Source organism: Aequorivita sp. IT1183 (assembly GCF_058068265.1).
Window position 1 is genome coordinate 1 of the sequence record NZ_JBYRHS010000003.1, and the last position, 19,883, is coordinate 19,883.

General features: G+C 36.7%; 10 protein-coding genes. 6 read left to right on the forward strand and 4 right to left on the reverse strand.

What is annotated here, in order from left to right; translation table 11 throughout:
• The 3 genes from AC3RVF_RS05670 to AC3RVF_RS05680 form a co-directional block, all read left to right on the forward strand.
• Nucleotides 1–3,595, forward strand: a 3,595-nt coding sequence (locus tag AC3RVF_RS05670) for a beta strand repeat-containing protein (RefSeq protein WP_489692967.1), incomplete at its 5' end; no start/stop codon positions are given.
• A gap of 194 nt (nucleotides 3,596–3,789) precedes the next feature.
• Nucleotides 3,790–5,025, forward strand: a complete 1,236-nt coding sequence (locus AC3RVF_RS05675; protein WP_489692968.1) for a T9SS type B sorting domain-containing protein — start codon at nucleotides 3,790–3,792, stop codon at nucleotides 5,023–5,025.
• 103 nt (nucleotides 5,026–5,128) lie between these two features.
• A complete protein-coding gene (locus AC3RVF_RS05680; RefSeq protein ID WP_489692969.1) occupies nucleotides 5,129–9,892 on the forward strand; it encodes an Ig-like domain-containing protein in 4,764 nt (1,587 codons plus the stop codon).
• Nucleotides 9,893–10,076: 184 nt separating this feature from the next.
• Here AC3RVF_RS05680 and AC3RVF_RS05685 read toward each other — a convergent pair whose 3' ends face one another.
• From AC3RVF_RS05685 to AC3RVF_RS05695, 3 genes are all read right to left on the reverse strand, one after another.
• A complete protein-coding gene (locus tag AC3RVF_RS05685; RefSeq protein WP_489689906.1) occupies nucleotides 10,077–10,733 on the reverse strand; it encodes a response regulator in 657 nt (218 codons plus the stop codon).
• A gap of 39 nt (nucleotides 10,734–10,772) precedes the next feature.
• Complete coding sequence (locus AC3RVF_RS05690; RefSeq protein ID WP_489689905.1) at nucleotides 10,773–13,037, reverse strand: tetratricopeptide repeat-containing sensor histidine kinase; 2,265 nt, start codon at nucleotides 13,035–13,037, stop codon at nucleotides 10,773–10,775.
• 297 nt (nucleotides 13,038–13,334) lie between these two features.
• Nucleotides 13,335–14,390, reverse strand: coding sequence for an NAD(P)-dependent alcohol dehydrogenase (locus AC3RVF_RS05695; RefSeq protein WP_489689904.1), 1,056 nt, complete (start codon nucleotides 14,388–14,390; stop codon nucleotides 13,335–13,337).
• A 285-nt stretch (nucleotides 14,391–14,675) separates the two neighbouring features.
• On the opposite strand from AC3RVF_RS05695, the gene AC3RVF_RS05700 reads away from it, so the two are divergent.
• Nucleotides 14,676–14,831, forward strand: a complete 156-nt coding sequence (locus AC3RVF_RS05700) for a lmo0937 family membrane protein (RefSeq protein WP_489689903.1) — start codon at nucleotides 14,676–14,678, stop codon at nucleotides 14,829–14,831.
• Nucleotides 14,832–14,934: 103 nt separating this feature from the next.
• On the opposite strand, the gene AC3RVF_RS05705 is transcribed toward AC3RVF_RS05700, so the two are convergent.
• Complete coding sequence (locus tag AC3RVF_RS05705) at nucleotides 14,935–15,873, reverse strand: EamA family transporter (RefSeq protein WP_489689902.1); 939 nt, start codon at nucleotides 15,871–15,873, stop codon at nucleotides 14,935–14,937.
• Nucleotides 15,874–16,136: 263 nt separating this feature from the next.
• Between AC3RVF_RS05705 and AC3RVF_RS05710 the strand changes: the two genes are divergently transcribed.
• Both AC3RVF_RS05710 and AC3RVF_RS05715 read left to right on the forward strand, forming a co-directional pair.
• Nucleotides 16,137–17,654: a toll/interleukin-1 receptor domain-containing protein gene (locus tag AC3RVF_RS05710; protein ID WP_489692970.1), complete on the forward strand. Its 1,518-nt coding sequence runs from the start codon at nucleotides 16,137–16,139 to the stop codon at nucleotides 17,652–17,654.
• Complete coding sequence (locus AC3RVF_RS05715) at nucleotides 17,651–19,882, forward strand: nSTAND1 domain-containing NTPase (protein ID WP_489689900.1); 2,232 nt, start codon at nucleotides 17,651–17,653, stop codon at nucleotides 19,880–19,882. Before AC3RVF_RS05710 ends, AC3RVF_RS05715 begins: the two co-directional genes overlap by 4 nt.
• Nucleotide 19,883 lies beyond the last annotated feature (1 nt).

Genomic DNA, 19,883 nt, shown 5'->3' on the forward strand with positions numbered 1-19,883 from the left:
AACGCTAACTACGCTTGCGTTAAACGTTGACGGTAAAACTTTAGAGTATACAGACGAAGACGGTGTTTTAACTAGCATCGACTTAGAAACTGTAATCGATACTTTCGAAACCCTTACAACTTTAGCCCTCAACGTTGATGGTAAGACCTTAGAGTATACAGATGAAGACGGTGTTACAACTCATGTTGATCTTGAAACTGTAATTAAAAATTTCGAGACTCTTACTGTAATCAATGATAATGGTGATGGAACATATAATTATATCGATGAGGATGGTGTAACAACTGTTATCGACGCCAACACTACTTCTGTAACTGTTGTTGATGGTGTTTATACATTCTTAGATGGTACCAATACTGTGATTACAACAATCGATACCAACGCAGATGCTATTGCTTTCGATAACACTACTAACGGCTTTACTGCTACAGATGTTCAAACTGCAATTGAAGAGTTGCTTACAACTATAACTACAGGTTCTGGAGTTACTTTAGTAGATAACTTGGACGGTACTATTACTTTAGAGTCTAGTACTGGTGCAGATTTAGGAACAATCGCAAAAGCTAACTTGACTGATAATACAGACGGCTCTTACCTTTTCAGTAATGCTGATGGTACAGATATCGAATTTGATGTTCTTTCTGTTGATGTTTCTCTAAATACAACTACCAACCAATACGAGTTTAAAGATTCTGACGGGAACGTAATTGGAAGCATCGATATGAATGCAAACAATGTTGCTTTCGATAACACTACTTCAGGGTTAACTGCTACTAATGTTCAAACTGCCTTAGACGAATTAGCTGCAAAAACTGATAAAGTTGTAAATAACAACGACGGTACTTACACCCACACTGCAGCAGACGGCGATGTGCAAACTATCGACGCCAACACTACTTCTGTAACTGTTGTTGATGGTGTTTATACATTCTTAGATGGTACCAATACTGTGATTACAACAATCGATACCAACGCAGATGCTATTGCTTTCGATAACACAACGAACGGCTTTACTGCTACAGATGTTCAAACTGCAATCGAAGAATTATTAAACACTATCGCTACCGGTGGCGGTGTTACTTTGGAAGAAAATTCTGACGGAACTTTTAGCCTTGTTGCTACAAACGGAACTGTTTTAAGCACAATCTCTAAAGCTAACTTGACTGATAATACAGACGGCTCTTACCTTTTCAGTAATGCGGATGGTACAGATATCGAGTTTGATGTTAAGACTGTTGATGTTACTCTTAATACAACTACCAACGAATACGAGTTTAAAGATTCTGACGGTAACGTAATTGGAAGCATCGATATGAATGCAGACAACGTAGCTTTCGATAATACTACTTCAGGGTTAACTGCTACTAATGTTCAAACGGCTTTAGATGAATTAGCTGCAAAAACTGATATAGTTGTAAATAATAACGACGGTACTTACACCCACACTGCAGCAGATGGCGATGTGCAAACTATCGACGCCAACACTACTTCTGTAACTGTTGTTGATGGAGTTTACACATTCTTAGATGGTACCAATACTGTGATTACAACAATCGATACCAACGCAGATGCTATTGCTTTCGATAACACAACGAACGGCTTTACTGCTACAGATGTTCAAACTGCAATCGAAGAATTATTAAACACTATCGCTACCGGTGGCGGTGTTACTTTGGAAGAAAATTCTGACGGAACTTTTAGCCTTGTTGCTACAAACGGAACTGTTTTAAGCACAATCTCTAAAGCTAACTTGACTGATAATACAGACGGCTCTTACCTTTTCAGTAATGCGGATGGTACAGATATCGAGTTTGATGTTAAGACTGTTGATGTTACTCTTAATACAACTACCAACGAATACGAGTTTAAAGATTCTGACGGTAACGTAATTGGAAGCATCGATATGAATGCAGACAACGTAGCTTTCGATAATACTACTTCAGGGTTAACTGCTACTAATGTTCAAACGGCTTTAGATGAATTAGCTGCAAAAACTGATATAGTTGTAAATAACAACGACGGTACTTACACCCACACTGCAGCAGACGGCGATGTGCAAACTATCGACGCCAACACTACTTCTGTAACTGTTGTTGATGGTGTTTATACATTCTTAGATGGTACCAATACTGTTATTACAACAATCGATACCAACGCAGATGCTATTGCTTTCGATAACACAACAAACGGCTTTACTGCTACAGATGTTCAAACTGCAATCGAAGAAATAAATACAACCATTAATACTTCGAAAGGAGATCTAACTGTAGATGGTGGTCTTGAATTTACCGGCGCCACAGATGGTCTTAATAAGTTATTAGCTGATGCAGGTATCCAAATAAAAGATGGTGGAATTACAACAGTAAAACTTGCTGACAATGCTGTTGATTCAGATAAAATTATTGATGGTGAAGTTAAAACTGCAGATATCGCAGATTTAAATGTAACAGCTGATAAATTAGGTGCAGATGCAGCCGACGTAGGAAAAGTTGCTACAGTTAATGCTGATGGAACAGTTTCTTACAATGCAATTACAACAACTTCAATTACCGATGCTAAAGACCTTACTGCTGGTGATACTTCTATTACTGTAACCAATGGTGCAGGTGCTACCCTAGTTGATTCAAATGTAAAAGTTACCGATGGCGGAATTACTACGTCAAAACTTGCTGACAATGCTGTTAATTCAGCTAAAATTATTGATGGTGAAGTTAAAACTGCTGATATCGCTGATGCTGCTGTTACAACTACAAAAATTGTAGCAGGAACTGCAGGTCAAGTAATGATTACGAATGCTTCGGGAGATGTTGAATGGGTAAATCAATCTACTTTACAAGCTCAAATAGCAGATGGTACTACTACTGTTGTAAGCGGTACAGGTACTTCGGCAAACCCTTATAAGGTTGAAGTAAAGGACGCTGCAATTACAACAGCAAAACTTGCTGACAATGCAGTAACTTCTGCTAAAATCGACGATGGCGAAGTAAAAACTGCAGATATTGCCAATTCAAATGTTACCGCTGCCAAACTTAATGACGATGTTGCTGGTGCAGGATTAGTAAAAAACTCCACAACTAACGCATTGGATGTTAAAGCTAATAACGGATTGAATGTAGATGTAACTGCAGATGCTGTGCAATTAGGTGGTGCTTTAATTAAACCAACTACTGTTACAACTTCAGCTGCTAATACTTTAGCGGTTGCAGGACTACAGACGGGAACATCTACAGATAAATTAGTTGTTGCAGAGACAGATGGTACTTTAAGACAAGTAAATTCAGCTATGCCGAAATTTTTCTATATGCCGGCAATTATTTTTGATACTACAGTAAATGGAAACTTTACCAGAAACTTGCATCAAGAATATCTTGGCCAATTTACAGGAACAAGCAACCCTACCCTAGTTTCTAGTTCAGGAGCGCCAAGTGCAATACCAAACGTACCAACGGCTACAGATTTATATTACTACATTACCTATTATGATACTGCTGTATTCTCAAATATTTCTGTAGATGCAAATGGTGTTTTAAGCTATACTATTATAGGAAATGCCACCGAGGCGTCGTATATGACCATTATATTCGTAGTGAAGTAAAAACAATACATAGAATCTGGCTTCGAAGCATTCGTAGCCAAATTCTTAATTAATCAAACTAATAAAATCATGAGATTTATAAAGTTTAATATAATTGAATGTATTGTCTTTATAGCATTACAGTTTCACACAGTAGTAGTGAAAAGCCTCGCAGACATACCGGAATATTTATCACAAAGTAAATGGCAATTAATATGAAGAAATCAATATTATATATCGGTACCCTCCTTCTTCTTACCCTTGGTTCAAAAGCCCAAACTTCAAACGAAGGCATGCTCTATGTTAGTGAAGACACAAAATTCTCAACAGTGGAGCGTTTTAATAACTTAACTACCGGATCGTTTTATAATGATGGAAACGCTTTTATTTATAGCCATTTCAAAAACGAAGGAATTATAGACTTCTACCAAAACACTGGAATTACAAGATTTATTGGAAGATCTAATCAAGCTATTAGTGGATCGCAAGTGAGTTATCTGTATAATGTTTTATTTGAAAATAGAAGTAACACCATTCCCTTTCAACTGTCAGGCAATATTCTAATAAGTGGTCAAGCAGACTTTTTTGAAGGTATAGTAGACAATGATAATTTTGGCGGAGAGATTACTTTCAATACAGATGCAAGCCACATAAACACTTCAGATTATAGCCACGTAGATGGTTTAGTGAATAAATATGGGGACTCCCAATTTACATTTCCTATTGGAGATGGAGGCTACTATCGTTTCGGCGGAATTTCTGCACCCGTAAATGATACGGCGGTATTCGAAGGAAAATTTTATTATGAAAATTCAAACGACCTATATCCGCACGAATTAAAAGCTGGAATAATATTGGAAATCGACAACCAAGAATATTGGACTATTGAAAAAGAATCCTCCACTAAAGAAAATGTATTAATTACCCTATCGTGGCGAGATGTAACTACTCCGCAGTCTATGATTTCAGCCGCAGAAAGAGAAGCATTAACAATCGTGCGATGGAACGAGGCTACCAATATGTGGGTAAATGAAGGAGGAGCAATAGACACTGCTAACAAAACTGTTACTGCAGCTGCAACAGGATATGGAGTTTTTACCTTTGCCAGAATTGTTGAAGGCGAAGTTTTAGGTTGTAGCAGCATCGCAATTTATAATGCAGTAAGCCCGAATGGAGATGGTGTAAACGATTTCTTTAGAATAGACGTAACAGATGATTGTGCTCGAGATATGCACGTATTAATATTTAACCGTTGGGGTGTAAAAGTTTTTGAAACAAACAACTATGGCCCAGATGGCGATGTGTTTGATGGAACGTCTACAGGTCGTGTTACAGTAAAATCTGCCGATCGTTTACCTACAGGAACATATTTCTATATTTTAAATTATGAATACGGAGATCCTATATTGGGCAACAGACACAAACAAACAGGTTTCTTATATTTAAACTAATAATTAAAATAATTTTCCAGAAATGGTAAAGATTTAATGTATTTAATCTTGAGAAGCTTAAATATATTTAATTTATATAACAAATTTATAGTCCCCCTGTATTATGAACAAAACTACTTTTTCAGTTAAAATAATACTTACACTATTACTACTATGTATAAGTGTATCTGGATTTGCGCAACAAACCGAAATAGATCTACAAGTTACTAATACACACAATGGTGCAAATCCATCTTCCCCTGGCGATATTATTCAATATACCATTAAGGTAAAAAACCTAAATAGCACTACTGATGGAACTGGCTTAGTAATAAAAAATCTCTTGCCAACCGATCTTACTTTTATTTCAGTTAGATCAATTCAAAATGGTACAACTTATAATTCTACAACTGGTTTATGGAATATCGGGTTTATAGAAAAAAACAAAGAATATCAATTAAAAATTGATGCCAGGGTTAATGCAAATACGTCAGCTAGAACGATTGTAAATACAGCATCCGTCAATGCTTTTAATCAATACGACCCTGTAACTACAAACAACACAGCTTCTGCAATTTTAAATATTTCAGGCGCCGATTTACAAGTGGTTAAAACGGTAAATAATAATTCTCCTCGTCCTGGAGATTTAATTACCTATACTGTAGTTGTAACAAATAACGGTCCTGAGGAGGCCAAGAATATTGAAATAAAAGATCTTTTGCCAGCAGGCTTAACCTTTGTATCATCAACCATAACTCAAGGAAATGCTTATGTTCCTAGCACAGGAATTTGGTATGCAGATAAAATAAGAAAAGACTTTACTGCAACCTTAACCATAACAGCAAGAGTAAACACAGGTACTTTAGGCCAAACAATAACAAACACGGCATCTGTATATTCAGTACAACAGCTTGATAGTATTACCAATAATAATTCTAGTTCGGTAGAGATTTATATACTTGAAGCAGATTTAACTATTAGTAAAACAGTTAGTAACCCGCTACCTAGCGAAGGAGATATTGTTACATATACTATTAACTATACCAATGCTAGTATATATAATGCACCTTATGCAAGAATAACCGACTTGCTACCAAGCAATGTTATTTATTTAAGTAATACAAGCCCTGGGGGCGGTTATAATCCACAAACAGGTGTATTCAGCTTAGGCACTTTACCCGCCATGACAAGTGGCACCTTTACTATTAGAGTGCAAGTAAGTCCGAACACTGGTGGTATTACAGTGGTTAATACAGCAAACATATCTTCCCCTGCTTTTGACCCAAATACAGCTAATAATACTAGTACAGCTACATTTCAAGTGTCTGGGGCAGATTTAGCAGTTACAAAAACAGTTAATAATACTACTCCTGCTGAAGGAGATATTGTAATTTATACAGTAATTGTTAAAAACAATGGTCCAGATAGGGCCAATAGTGTTAATGTAGCCGATAGAATACCAAATAACTTAGCAAACATAACCTTTACTTTTACCCAAGGTGATTATCAATCAAGCCAGGAGAGCTGGAGGGTCGGAAATTTACTCAATGGCCAAAGCGCAACTATGACGGTGCGCGGTACCCTAGATAGATCAGGTACGTTTATTAACGTTGCGACTGCCTCATCTAATAAACCAGATGGTAACCAAGCTAACAACAGAGCACAAGTAACAGTTAACTCCTACCATACTTTTTCGGCTGGTGCCTGTATTATTAATATGGGAATAGTTCCCCAAACTTATAATAATGGTTTAAAGCCATATGGTTTAGTTTATGAATTAGCTAACGTCCATGACATCCCAGTATACTGGTCTATTAAACCAGATAAAACCTGGGGCCCGAGTATGACTGGAACTACCACACAAAACATTGTAAATCAAGCAGATTTTTCGGTAAACGGAAAAGAATATAAAGGGGGGCCATTTATTATACCTTCAGAATATATGAGTGTACTTGTTAGGCACCCCAATGGTTCAGGCGCCACTATTACAGTACGTGATTTAATAACTTATTGGATGGGACAATTTCCCGGATTAAGCATAGACTGTGAAAGAGATGGCTTTGTAGCTCCCATGCACGATGTAATAACTAGATTCCCAAGAGCAGTTTTAGACACGCAAAACGGCTCTAAATTACGTACCGCTTTTTACGAAAGAGCAAGATTATATACTGGACAATTTAGTGCAGGGGCTAACCCTTCATATAGAATAGCCTCTCCAAGTCAATTAACAGATTGTGACGATATGTTTGGATTACCTCACGCCGATCCACATGATTGGAATGAATTAACGGAGCAAGTACACCTCAAAAACTGGATTAAAACTGGTGGATACTTATGGATGGCTTGTCACGCTGCGAGTTCTATGGAAGGATTAGTAAATATTTCTACTGCTAATGATCCAGATGGTTTAGATATGCGCCTTTTAACTAAAAATGGTTTAGTGGAATGGAGAAATCATAGTAATACGGCAACCCCACCATTTGATTATAGTTTAGAGCGCGGCATATTTAATGCCAATGTGGCTGCAGATCCTTTTATGCAATTTATAGGAAAAGTAGATGGCGCCCTCTCTGGGGGATCTGAAGAAATATATTTGGTGAAACCAGAAGGTTATAGATCCACTACTGTTTTTCCTGTGAGAGATTTAGATCATCCACAAACGCAACCTGGAGGTGCCTTCCCTCCTGGCCCAGCTGCTTCTGTAGTATATGGACGTGCTTTTGGAAATGAAGCCTACGGAATGGTAATGTATGAAGCATCGCACAGTTTTGCAAGTGGATCTGAAGCTGAAAATGTAGCGGCTGCACGTATTTATGGCAATATGTTATTACAAGGTGGTATAGAAAGAAACCCTAAAATAACTCCAGGCACCAATATACCCCCTCGGTCTGCCTGTATAGGTCAAACATTCCTGATGGATATGAAAATTACAGGAATAGGTTCATCTTTTACTTATGAATGGTCTTCCAGTATTCCTGGCACGTTTTCAGGTCCTGTTACAGGTTCAGTTAGTGGAAATGGATTAATTTCTAATTCGTTTACAACACCTTCTGTTACGCAGAATACAATGTGTATTATTCGTTTAAAAATAACTGATAATTGTGGAAGACAGAGTTTCCTAGCTAACCCTGTACTTATATATGCAAATCCAGTTCCAACAATTACCCCTACTACTAATAGATGTATTAATAAAGAACAAGTGCACACCACGGAAGCTGGAATGACAAATTACATTTGGAATGTAACCGGAGGTGTAATTACTGCTGGTGGAACAACAAACGCCGTTACAGTTAATTGGACTACTTTAGGAACGGGTAGTATTAAAGTTACCTATACCAATCAGTACGGATGTACAGGTTCTACAACCAAAAGTATTGTTGTTAACAATTCGCCAACTGCCGGGAATATTACAGGCATTTCAGAATTATGTCCAGGGAATACAACAACCTTAGTTGCCAATGCCACTGGATCAGGTACATTAACATATACTTGGGCATCTTCAAACACAGCCGTTGCAACAGTTAGCAATACTGGCGTTGTAACTGGATTGTCCAGTGGAAGTACTAATATTCGATATACCGTGACAGCTAGCTCTGCACCTGATTGTGCAACAACTTCGGCGCCCTTTTCGTTTAATGTATTAATTTGCAGAACCCTTATTGCAAATAACGATTCTTATTCTGCCACCTTTCAACAAGGCGTGGATGGTAGAACCTTTGGTAGTGTTTTAAATAACGATACCCTTGATGGCAATCCTGTTAATGCAACTGATGTTACCCTTACTTCAACAGCTACTGCAGCTTTATCTATAAATTCGGCCAATGGAAATGTTATAGTTGCTGCGGGTACGGCCCCTGGAACGTATACAATAAATTATACCATTTGTGAAAATGCGAGGCCTAGCAATTGCAAAACGGCTACAGCTACCGTTATAGTAGGCAACCCAACCCCTATGGTAGCCCAAAATGATTCGTACAATGCAAGCTTTCAAGAAGGTGTAGAGGGAATTACATTCAGCGCTGTATTGGATAACGATACTTTGAATGGTTCGCCTATAAACCCTGCAGATATTATACTAACTTCTACTGCTACAACTGTACTTTCAATCAATTCAGCTACGGGCGATGTTATTGTAGCCCCAAATACAGCACCAGGAACTTACACTATTAACTATAGAATATGTGAAAGATTAGCCCCAACTAATTGTAAAACCGCTACTGCTAGTGTAACAGTGGGTAATCCCACCCCAATAGTAGCACAAGATGAAACTTTTAATGCATCTTTCCAGCAAGGAGTAGATGGAGTTACTTTTAGCGATGTTTTGGATAACGATACTTTTAACGGTGCAGCCATAAATCTAACTGAAATAACACTTACCTCTACCCCCACTTCAATTCTATCTATAGACCCAAATTCTGGCGATATAACTGTAGCTCCGGGAACCGCCCCTGGAACCTATACAATAGATTATACGCTATGTGAGACCGCAGCGCCAAGCAATTGTGAAACAGCTACCGCAACGGTAAAAGTAAGGACAGCTTTTCCAATAGTTGCAACAAATGATACGTACAATGCATCCTTTCAACAAGGTACAAACGGCACTACTTTTAGCGATATATTAGATAATGACACCCTTAATGGTGCGGCTATAAACTCAGGAGATGTAACCATTTCATCTACTTCTACTTCCAACCTATCTATTAATCCCACAACGGGCGATGTAACCCTAGCCCCAGGAACCGGGGAAGGAACGTATACCATTAATTATACCATATGCCAAACCACCGCTCCTGCCAATTGCGATTCTGCAATTGTAACGGTAGTGGTTAAAGCGAGAAGTTTGATGATAACTAACCCGAATATTTATCACAAAGTGAGAGGCAATTAACGTGAAGAAATTTATATTTTATATCGGTAACCTGCTTCTTCTTACACTTTATTTAATAATATAAACTTCAAACGAAGGAATGCTTGACATCGGTGAAGACATAAAATTTTCAACTGTTGAGCGTATTAAAAACCTAAATTCAGGGTCATTCTTTAATTAGGTATAAAAGTATTTGAACTAATAATTAAAGCAGTCCGTGCGCCGAAGCAAATTTGTAAAGCGCAATGGTATTGCCTTCAATATTTAATTTCCTAAAAATATTGCGTCGGTGCGTTTGTACCGTAAAACTGGAGAGATAAAGCTGATCTGCTATTTCTTTAGAGTTATATCCCTTGCAAACCATTTGTATTACTTCGGTTTCGCGTTTAGTGAGGTTGTACTTTTTTAAAAATTCATCCATAAAAGTAAACTCGGTAGGAGTTTCCTCAGTTTTTTTTGAAAAGTCTGGAAACACGGTTTTGCCGTCCATCACTTCCAATATATTTTCTGCAAGTTTATCGAGATTGTCCGATTTCAAAATAAAACCATTGGCACCCGCAGCGTGGCACTGCTCCGCAAGTTCTTTTGAAAAATAAGAAGTAAGCACCAATATCTGAACATTGAGACTCATTGCCTTTATTTCTTCCAGTACTTGAAGTCCGTCTTTTCCAGGCATATTTAAATCTAGCAATAGCACATCGGCATCTGGGAGAATAGTAGATTGCATTAGTGCTCCCCCGTCATTAAAAGTAGCCGTAATTAAAAAACGTTGATTCTTTTCAAGTATTTCGGTAATACCATTTACGATGAGTGGATGATCATCTGCAATAATTACTTTTATTTGGGTTTTGGGGGCTTCCATTAAAATGATTTTTAATATTCTAAATATCTTGGTAAGGGTTTAAAAAGATTGCTTTTTCTTATTGTCTTTTTCAATAGGAAGCTCTGCTAAAATAAAAGTTCCTTTATTTATATTTCCGTTAATTTCTATAGTTCCGTTTAAATATTCTACGTTGCTTTTCAGCATCCTCAAACCAATGCCCTCCTGCCCTACACTGTTTTCCATTCCTTTTCCATTGTCTTCAATATAAATGGTAACAGAGTCTTCCAATTCCACAATTTGTAACAGCACATGACTCGCCTGCGAATGTTTAATGATGTTATTCATTACTTCTTGCACAATTCTATAAACCGTTAAACAAAATTCTTCGTTCCAAGTACTCGTGTCTTCAAGTCCTTCATAAATTTCTTCCACCTTAAGTTTTTCTGAAGTGTTAACCGCATTAACCAAATCGTGAATTGCAGGTCGCAATCCGTATTTTTCAAGTGCTATTGGCATTAATGTGTGACTAATATTCCGAACACTTTCACTAATATCTCCTAATAACCTATGTGTTGTTTCTAATTTTTGCGCTGCGTTGCTACCAATTTTGAAATCGTCGTTTTTTAGTTGCTTTAAATTCAATATTGCAATTGAAAGCATAGAACCCGCCTCATCGTGAAGTTTATGAGCAACTTTTTTACGTTCTTGTTGCTCGGCGTTTTTTAATGATTTTGTAAGATTTAAACGGTGCTCCTGTCCCAAATTTACAAGCTGTGCCTGATGCCGTTCTTTTAATTGTTTACGGCGAAGCCAAAGCGAAAGGGATACTAATAACAGAATAAGTACTACACTTCCTCCTCCAAAAATCATTCGCTGTTCCGAGAGTTTCTGTTTTTCTTTCTCTAAAACCATAGCCATATCGTGCTTTTCCACTTCATAGGCTGCTTCAGTCTTTAGCGTATTCACCTTTTCATTTTCGGTGAAAATTGTTCTTTCCAATTCAAGCTCCTGCGTTTGATACTGAAGTGCTTTTTCGAAATTCCCTTTTCTGCTATATAAATCCTTTAGGTAACCATATAAATCTTTCAAGTCATTATTTTGGCGATCCTTGCCAACAAATGCTGGTTCTGCAGCCAATAAATATTCTTCGGCTTCTTTATAGTTTTTCTGCTCCATGGCTGATTTTCCCAAAACGGCAAGAGATGAAGCTGCGGCAAGGTCTGCACCTATCTGTGTACGCAGTTTATAGGCAGTCTGCAAACGTTCGTCTGCTTTCACATAATTTTTCCGGATAACTAAAGAATTTCCGTAATTATGGTTTGCAAACGCAATTCCACCTAAATCTGAAGCCTTCTCAAAATATTGTATTCCTTGAATATAGAGAGTATCAATACCATTATATTCTTCTCTTAAACTATAAATAGTGGCCATATTAACTAAGGTTAGCCCCATAGACCGATATTCCTTCAAATTTTTTCCTAGCGCTAGACTTTTATTGTAATACTTAAGTGCTTTTTCATATTCACCTGCATTTTTGAAAGCAATTCCCAAATTATTATATGCCCTCAGTAAACCATTATTATTATTTGTTTTTTCATTCAGCCGAATTACTTTAAAATGAATTTTAACAGCCTCATCAAATCGAGATAAACGAGAAAGTGTATTGGCATAATTAATATAAATGTTAGAAAGCAGTACATTATCCTTGCTTCCTTCCGCAAAACTCAAAGCTTTCTCTATAGATTGCAGCCCCTTTAAATGGTCGCCACGCCTAGCATTTAAAATACTATTTCTATTGTATAGCTCTGCCAGTCGTGCTCTGTCTTGCGGCTTAAAACTTTCTTCGTTTTCGATGGCTTGCTTTAGTAGAATTTCAGCATTCTTAAAGTCACCAGTTGTTAGAAATTCTCTTCCTAAATTACCTAATCCTATAGCACTTCCTTTTTTATATGAAATTTTATCGGCCAGATTTATGGCAAGTGAATCAAAATGAGCCGCTTTTTTAGGATCTCTATTGAAGAAGTGTAAATTTCCGTAGGCAATATAGCAGTCAACTTCGCTGCTTTTTTCTTCGCTTTTCTTGAAGTAGTTAAACGCGTCATCAATATCCTTAAATGCGGCTTCGCGCTCAGCTTTACCGTAAACAAGTGCACGTTCTAATTGAAGTTTCGCTTTCTGTGAAGGCGATTTTGTACTCTTTATTTCTTGGGTAAGACTATCAAGTTTTGTCTGTGCTATAACATTGCAGCCTAAAAATAAAGTGGTTAAAAACAATAGTGTCTTTAACCCCATGGTAAAACTTGATACTAAAATTGAGGAATTATTAATTTGAATTAAATTCAATGGGTTTAATATTTTTTTATCAAAAAATAACAAGGAATCTTAAATAATTACTGTTATAAAGATAGAAAAATCAATAGAATGTAAAAATCGGAAACTGAGATACTTCCAGAAACATTTACAGTGATGTTTTATCACACTCTATTCCAGCCGATTAACTAAAATAACTTAAAGTTTTTTTACTGAAAGCATTTTAAAATATGTACTTATGAAATTCTTTTACACCACTTTGTAAGAAATTAGGCACAAAAAAAATGCGACTCTTAAGAGTCGCATTTTCAATTGGTGAAGAATAAATATTTAATTTTTAAGTGAAGCCATATCTATTACAAATCGATATTTTACATCAGCTTTTACTACGCGTTCATACGCCTTATTTATTTCTTTTATATCAATTAGCTCAATATCTGAAACAATATTATGCTCGCCACAAAAGTCAAGCATTTCTTGTGTTTCTTTTATTCCGCCAATAAGTGATCCAGCAATACGCTTACGGCCGCCAATGATTCCACCTCCGTGGAATGGCTCTAACGGCTCAACAGCCCCTACGAGCACCATTGTGGCATCAACCTTCAATAGACCAATGTACGGGTCCATTTTATGTCCCACCGGGATGGTATTCAATATAAAGTCGAAGCTGTTTTTATGTTTCGCCATATCTGCTTCGTCCTTACTAATAAGCACTTCGTGAGCTCCTAATTTTTTAGCATCTTCAGCTTTAGATGGCGAAGTAGTAATCATCACTACGTGAGCGCCCAGTGCGTTTGCAAATTTCACACCCATATGCCCAAGACCTCCAAGGCCAATAACGCCTACTTTATCGCCTTTTTTTACATTCCAGTTTCTAAGTGGAGACCAAGTAGTAATACCTGCACAAAGTAAAGGTGCAGCCCCAGCTGGATCTAAGTTTTCTGGAATACGAAGAATAAACTCTTCATTTACAACAACGCTAGTAGAATAACCTCCGTAGGTTTGTTTTCCTTCCAAATGTTTGTCTTTACTATTATATGTGAAAGTGGCGCCTTTTTCGCAAAACTGTTCTAGATCATTTTTGCATTGTGCACATTCTTGGCATGAATCTACCATGCAACCTACACCCACCAAGTCACCTTGTTTTATATTTTTTATATTCTTACCAATTGCTGTTACGCGACCAACAATTTCATGCCCTGGAACTACTGGATAAGTAGAACCGCCCCATTCATTTCTAGCTGTGTGAATATCGCTATGGCAGACGCCACAGTAAGTAATATCTATTTTTACATCATCATCACCAACCTCTCGACGCTGAATGTCCATTGGTTTTAGATCGTCTTTTTCGTTTTGTACTCCGTATGCTTTTGTACTTGTAGCCATTGAATTTATATATTTATGAATTTAAAATAATCAGAACTAGAAAAGAAATCCATCCGCCAGTCCTATTGATTTTTGTAAAGATATTTACTGAGAAGTGCAATTCAGGTTAAGGAGGTGTTAATACCTTGAATTATAAAGAAACTTAATCTCATCAAAATTTTATGAAAACTGCTATTGATTACCAAATCGTCAATTTTTTACATATTTTATGACAACTTTATATTTTTAGGTGTTAATTTATTTCATTATAAAAACTATTTTTAACCAACTAAAAACATAAACTCAATGGGAAACATTTTATGGTTAATTGTAGTATTACTTGTAATTGGCTGGCTATTCGGATTTTTAATATTTCCGGCAATAGGCGGTATTATTCACCTTTTACTAGTGATCGCGGTAATTATGGTAATCTACAAACTGCTTACAGGTAGAAAACTGTAGTATTTAGCGAAGGATTATTAATAGGTATCTTCAAAATATATTTTTTGGAGATACCTTTTGCATATAAAAGAAAACAGCTTGAATTCCTACAAAATCTAAAAAACTATTTTTCGAGCTTTTCACGTTTTACTCTGCCCGAAAATCTAGGCAATGTAATTGAACTACGAGTAGTAGTTATAAAATACACACCAGTCAACAATACAGCAGCTGCAATAATAGATTGTGTGGTTATTACTTCGTCTAAAATATACCAACCTAAAAACAATGCTATAATCGGGTTAACGTACGTAGAAGTTGCAACTTTATCTGGCGAAACTGTTTTTAATAGGTAGTTAAAAGATGTAAATGCTACAATACTTCCGAAGACTATTAATAGCAGCATACTCCATTGTACAGATTGCCCCCACTGGTTTGGCGCCACCCATTGTTCCCCAAAAAGCAAACTGGCAATTGCCAACGTAAGTCCTGCGGTAAACATTTGATAACCTGTGTTTACGAAGAAGTTTTTCGGAAGATCTGCCTTGCCCACAAAAAGACTACCGTACGCCCAACTGAGCATACAAGCAAAAATCATAACCATTCCTAAAACGGTACCTTCTTTTGCAATTATTTGCTGTTGACTTACAAGCAGAATGATTCCTAATACGCCCAAAGCGACCCCCACTAACGACATCACTTTTATAGGTTTTCCTTGCAATAAACGCATTAGTAGTAATACTACTAATGGCTGTGCCGAAATCTCCAAAGCCGCAAAACCGCTGTCAACATATTTAAGCGCCCAAACGATAATTCCATTACCAAAAGAAAGAAACAAGACTCCCACAATAAAAGCATTTTTAAACTGCTTGCGAGTAATGGCAAGGCTTTTCCCCATTGCTTTCGAAATAATAAAAATAAGAAGCCCAGCGCTTGTAAACCGAATGGAGGCCAAAAAGAACGGTGGCAACTCCCCCACCGCTACTTTATTTAGCATATAAGTAGATCCCCAAATAACGTAAATAGAGAAAAAAGCAAGGATTATAACGGTTGTGTTTTTCGGCATTTTTAGGATAATTGGCTAGTGACTTTTGAGGTAGTGAAGATATAAATTTCGGCTAAGTGTATTTGCTATAAACTTCAAAATCTAAGTAACTTATTTTAAACTTAATTGGAAAATCTTTTCTCATTTAACTGCTATTCAGAGCTATGACAGTTGTTTTGTTGAAGATTAGGCAGATAAATACTTAACAATTTGTATTTTAGTGAAAATATTATTCAATCCTCACTACTCTTTAGCCCTATCTATTATTATTAAAAGGATAAACTATGGCTTTAATTCCCGGATATGAATACGACATTTTCATTAGTTATGTGCACGCAGATAATGAATCGGAAACTTTTGAAGAAGACGGATGGATAGATCAGTTTTATAAGTATCTAGACACCAAACTCAACAAACACTCCAAAAACATAAAGATTTGGTGGGACTCCAATAATCTGGACCGCAGTGAAGTATTTGATAATTCAATTGCCGAAGCTATCGATAAATCGGCAATTATGATTTGCCTCTACTCACGGCTTTATCCCCAATCTGAGTATTGTATAAAGGAGTTAGAACATTTCCACGAAAAAGTTTCCAAAGAAAAAATAGGTTTAACCGTAGGCAACCGCTCTCGGATTATCCCGGTTTTTATGTCTAATATTCCGCATACCGAATGGTTAGAAAAACTGAGCGGCACTAGTGGGTTTCCGTTTCACGACGATGATGATTACGGCGATCCTTTAAAAAATACCAGCCCAGAATTTAGCACCCAAATGATTCAACTTCGGAATGCTTTGGTTCGCATTTTTGACGATTTTTCAAAAGAAACAGCACAAACAGAAGCCCCAAAACCACCCGTTGTTGAGGAAGCAAAGGAAACTGGTTTTACCATTTTTATGGCTGAAGTAAATGATTCACTAATAGACCGCCGCGACGGTATTATTGCTGAATTAAAAGAAAAGGGTTATAATATAATCGTTGGAAATTCTACAAGTACAGATTCCGAAACGCACAATGCTTCAACTAAAGAGGCAATTGAAAAATCGAAATTCACGGTACATCTTTTAGGAAACTTTCCCGGAAGAAAAATTCCTGGAGAAACTGAGGCTCGTTTCATTCAAAGACAAACAGAAATAGCTTTAGAAACTGAAACCCCGCAATTAGTTTGGGTTTCACGCGAAACAGATTTCAATAAAACTGAAAATAAAGAATACCAACAGTTTTTAAAAGGTTTGGAAGATGCGACACTCTCTTCAAAAAAATATGAATTTGTACGCGGCAACGAAGGTGAATTGGCTATGTTAATTGACGATTATGCTAAGCAATTGAAGGAATTACAATCGCAAAAAGCTTCGGAACAAAAAAGTGAAAAAGGAGCACCAATAAAAGTATTGCTAGACACACACACAGACGATTTTAAGCAAGCTTTTAATTTGAAGAAAATTCTTAACGATTACAATGTAGATTTAATCTTCAACCCCGAAGACGGCGATCCGCAGGAAAATATTAAATCGCTTTACGCAAATATTGGGGAAGCTAAAAAATTCATCTTTTTGTACGGAAACGAGACTCATAAAGATTGGGTAGATATTCGGGTGAAAAACACTTTGAAAAAACTAATGGATTACGATCGCTATGGGCAGGATATTTTCATCTATGTCACGCCTCCAGAGAAGGATATGGAATCTATAAAAGTAGCGCAAAACCCAATGGTTAAATTAGTAGATCACAGTCATAATGCTCCAATAGATCAGACGGTTTTGGAAGCTTTTTTAAATGACCTAAAAGCTGAAAATCTATGAGCAATAACTCCTTTAATCCGTACGTAGGACTTCGGCCTTTTACAGATGATGAAAACTTACTATTTTTTGGTCGCGACGAGCAAACTTTAGAATTATTACAACGATTACATTCTAATCGTTTTGTTGCCGTAGTAGGAAGTTCCGGTAGCGGTAAATCTTCATTGATTAGAGCAGGATTAGTTCCCGCTTTAAAAGGTGGTTTTCTTGTTGAAAATAGCAGTCAATGGTTGGTCGCTATTATGAAACCGGGCCAAAACCCAATGTATAATTTGGCGGAAACCATTATACATCAAATCGACCCAAAAATAGAAACCGAAGAAATTCAGGCGCTAGTTAAACGAATTAAAAAAGAAGGTGTTTCAGCGATATTAGATATAATAGAACCACTTCGGAAAACTAAAAATGCAAACTTCTTTTTGCTAGTAGATCAATTTGAAGAACTCTTCCGCTTTTCAATGAAACAAACAGATGCTTCGTATAAAACGGAAGCAATCGATTTTGTAAATATTATTTTAAAACTTTCAGAACAAACAAGTATTCCGTTTTATGTGGTATTGACGATGCGCTCCGATTTTATTGGAGATTGTTCGCAGTTTTTTGGACTTCCGGAAGCTTTAAACAAAAGTCAGTATCTAGTGCCTCGTCTTAATAGATTAGAGTTGAAAAAAGTGATTGAAGGCCCCGCAAAACTGTACGGTGGGAAGTTTAATACTGCGCTTACATCCCGATTAATAAACGATTTAGGAAAGGTAAAAGACGAACTTCCTTTGGTACAACACGCATTAATGCGAATGTGGGATTATGAAACCAATACCGATAAAAGTGGCGAATTAGATTTGGAAGATTACAACCAAATTGGTGGAATTGAAAACGCCCTCTCAAAACATGCCGATGAAGCTTTAAAAGAATTAAAGGCAGACGAAATGCCTTTAGCCAAAGCACTTTTTCAAGCTTTAACCACTATTGATGAAAATGGTAGAAAAATACGAAGACCAGCAAAGTTGAGCGACTTAAAAAAGTTGACCAATTCCAGCGATGAAAAATTAATGGGTGTAATAAATAACTTCATTAAAAATAACCGTTCATTTTTAATTGTGGGCAAAATTGGCGACTCTGGCGATAAACTTATAGATATTTCTCACGAAAGTTTAATTCGGCATTGGAAATCATTAAATAGTTGGGTGGACGAGGAGAGTGAAGCTGCAATTCAATACATAAGACTTTGCGACGCTTATTTGGCGAACAAAGAAGATAGAAAAGATTTACTTTCAGGACGAGAATTTGAAATTGCCCAAGAGTGGTACGAAAAGTTTAAACCTAATAAACTTTGGGCCTCTCGCTACAACGATAATTTTGATGATGGGATGAAATACCTTTCAGACAGCGCTAAAATTTACAATATAAAAGCACGAAATTCTCGAAGAATTAAACGTATTAAAAAGGGACTTATTTATACTGCCATAACAGTTCTTTGTCTTGGTGTTTTCTATTATTTTACCCGCCCAGTTACAGATCAAAAAGCTTGGGATGTAGCAATTTCTGAAAATACAATTGAAAGTTATGAGGCTTATATAGACTCTTATGGTAAAGGTGAACACGCTCCAATCGCCCAAGATTCTATTGCATCTCTAAAATTTAAAAGAGACTTAAATGCATCATGGTTAGAGGCTAATGCTCTAAACGCAGTTAAGGGCTACGACAATTATTTAAACCTCGCTGCAACTACGAGAGATTCAGATGGTAAAATAACTGGCTTTTCAAAAATGGCTAAAAATGTAGAACTTGCCCAGAAAAGAATTGATTCCCTTAGAAATACAGTTACTACAACCCTATTAGACGATGATGCGTGGAATGAAGCAGAAAGTGAAAACAGCGTTAGCGCCTATTTAAATTATATTAGGAATGAAAAGCTGATTGGTGAGTACGACATGCTAGCAATGGTAAAATTAAATGAAGTAGGTAAAACTGGTTATTTATACTCAGGAAAAGTTGAAGGCGACCAAATCTACGACCCAGTTTTCGATTTAATTTACAGAAACGGCGGAGAGTTTAAAGAAGATAGTATGCTACGTGTAAACGACATTGTTCGTGCTTTGCAAAATAGAAGAATTTATAGCAATCCTACGGTTACAGCTGCTTCCGGCGATCTAATTAAGCAAGACAATATTTATATGGTAAAAAGTATTAATCTACAGGGAAACGCTGTATTTGTTGAAATTATTTATTAAT

Bases quoted from the DNA above. Each gene is read 5' to 3' on its own strand.
- AC3RVF_RS05705 (WP_489689902.1), bottom strand. From the start codon at position 15,873: ATGCCGAAAAACACAACCGTTATAATCCTTGCTTTTTTCTCTATTTAC.
- AC3RVF_RS05675 (WP_489692968.1), top strand. From the start codon at position 3,790: ATGAAGAAATCAATATTATATATCGGTACCCTCCTTCTTCTTACCCTT.
- AC3RVF_RS05710 (WP_489692970.1), top strand. From the start codon at position 16,137: ATGGCTTTAATTCCCGGATATGAATACGACATTTTCATTAGTTATGTG.
- AC3RVF_RS05680 (WP_489692969.1), top strand. From the start codon at position 5,129: ATGAACAAAACTACTTTTTCAGTTAAAATAATACTTACACTATTACTA.
- AC3RVF_RS05685 (WP_489689906.1), bottom strand. From the start codon at position 10,733: ATGGAAGCCCCCAAAACCCAAATAAAAGTAATTATTGCAGATGATCAT.
- AC3RVF_RS05700 (WP_489689903.1), top strand. From the start codon at position 14,676: ATGGGAAACATTTTATGGTTAATTGTAGTATTACTTGTAATTGGCTGG.
- AC3RVF_RS05695 (WP_489689904.1), bottom strand. From the start codon at position 14,390: ATGGCTACAAGTACAAAAGCATACGGAGTACAAAACGAAAAAGACGAT.
- AC3RVF_RS05715 (WP_489689900.1), top strand. From the start codon at position 17,651: ATGAGCAATAACTCCTTTAATCCGTACGTAGGACTTCGGCCTTTTACA.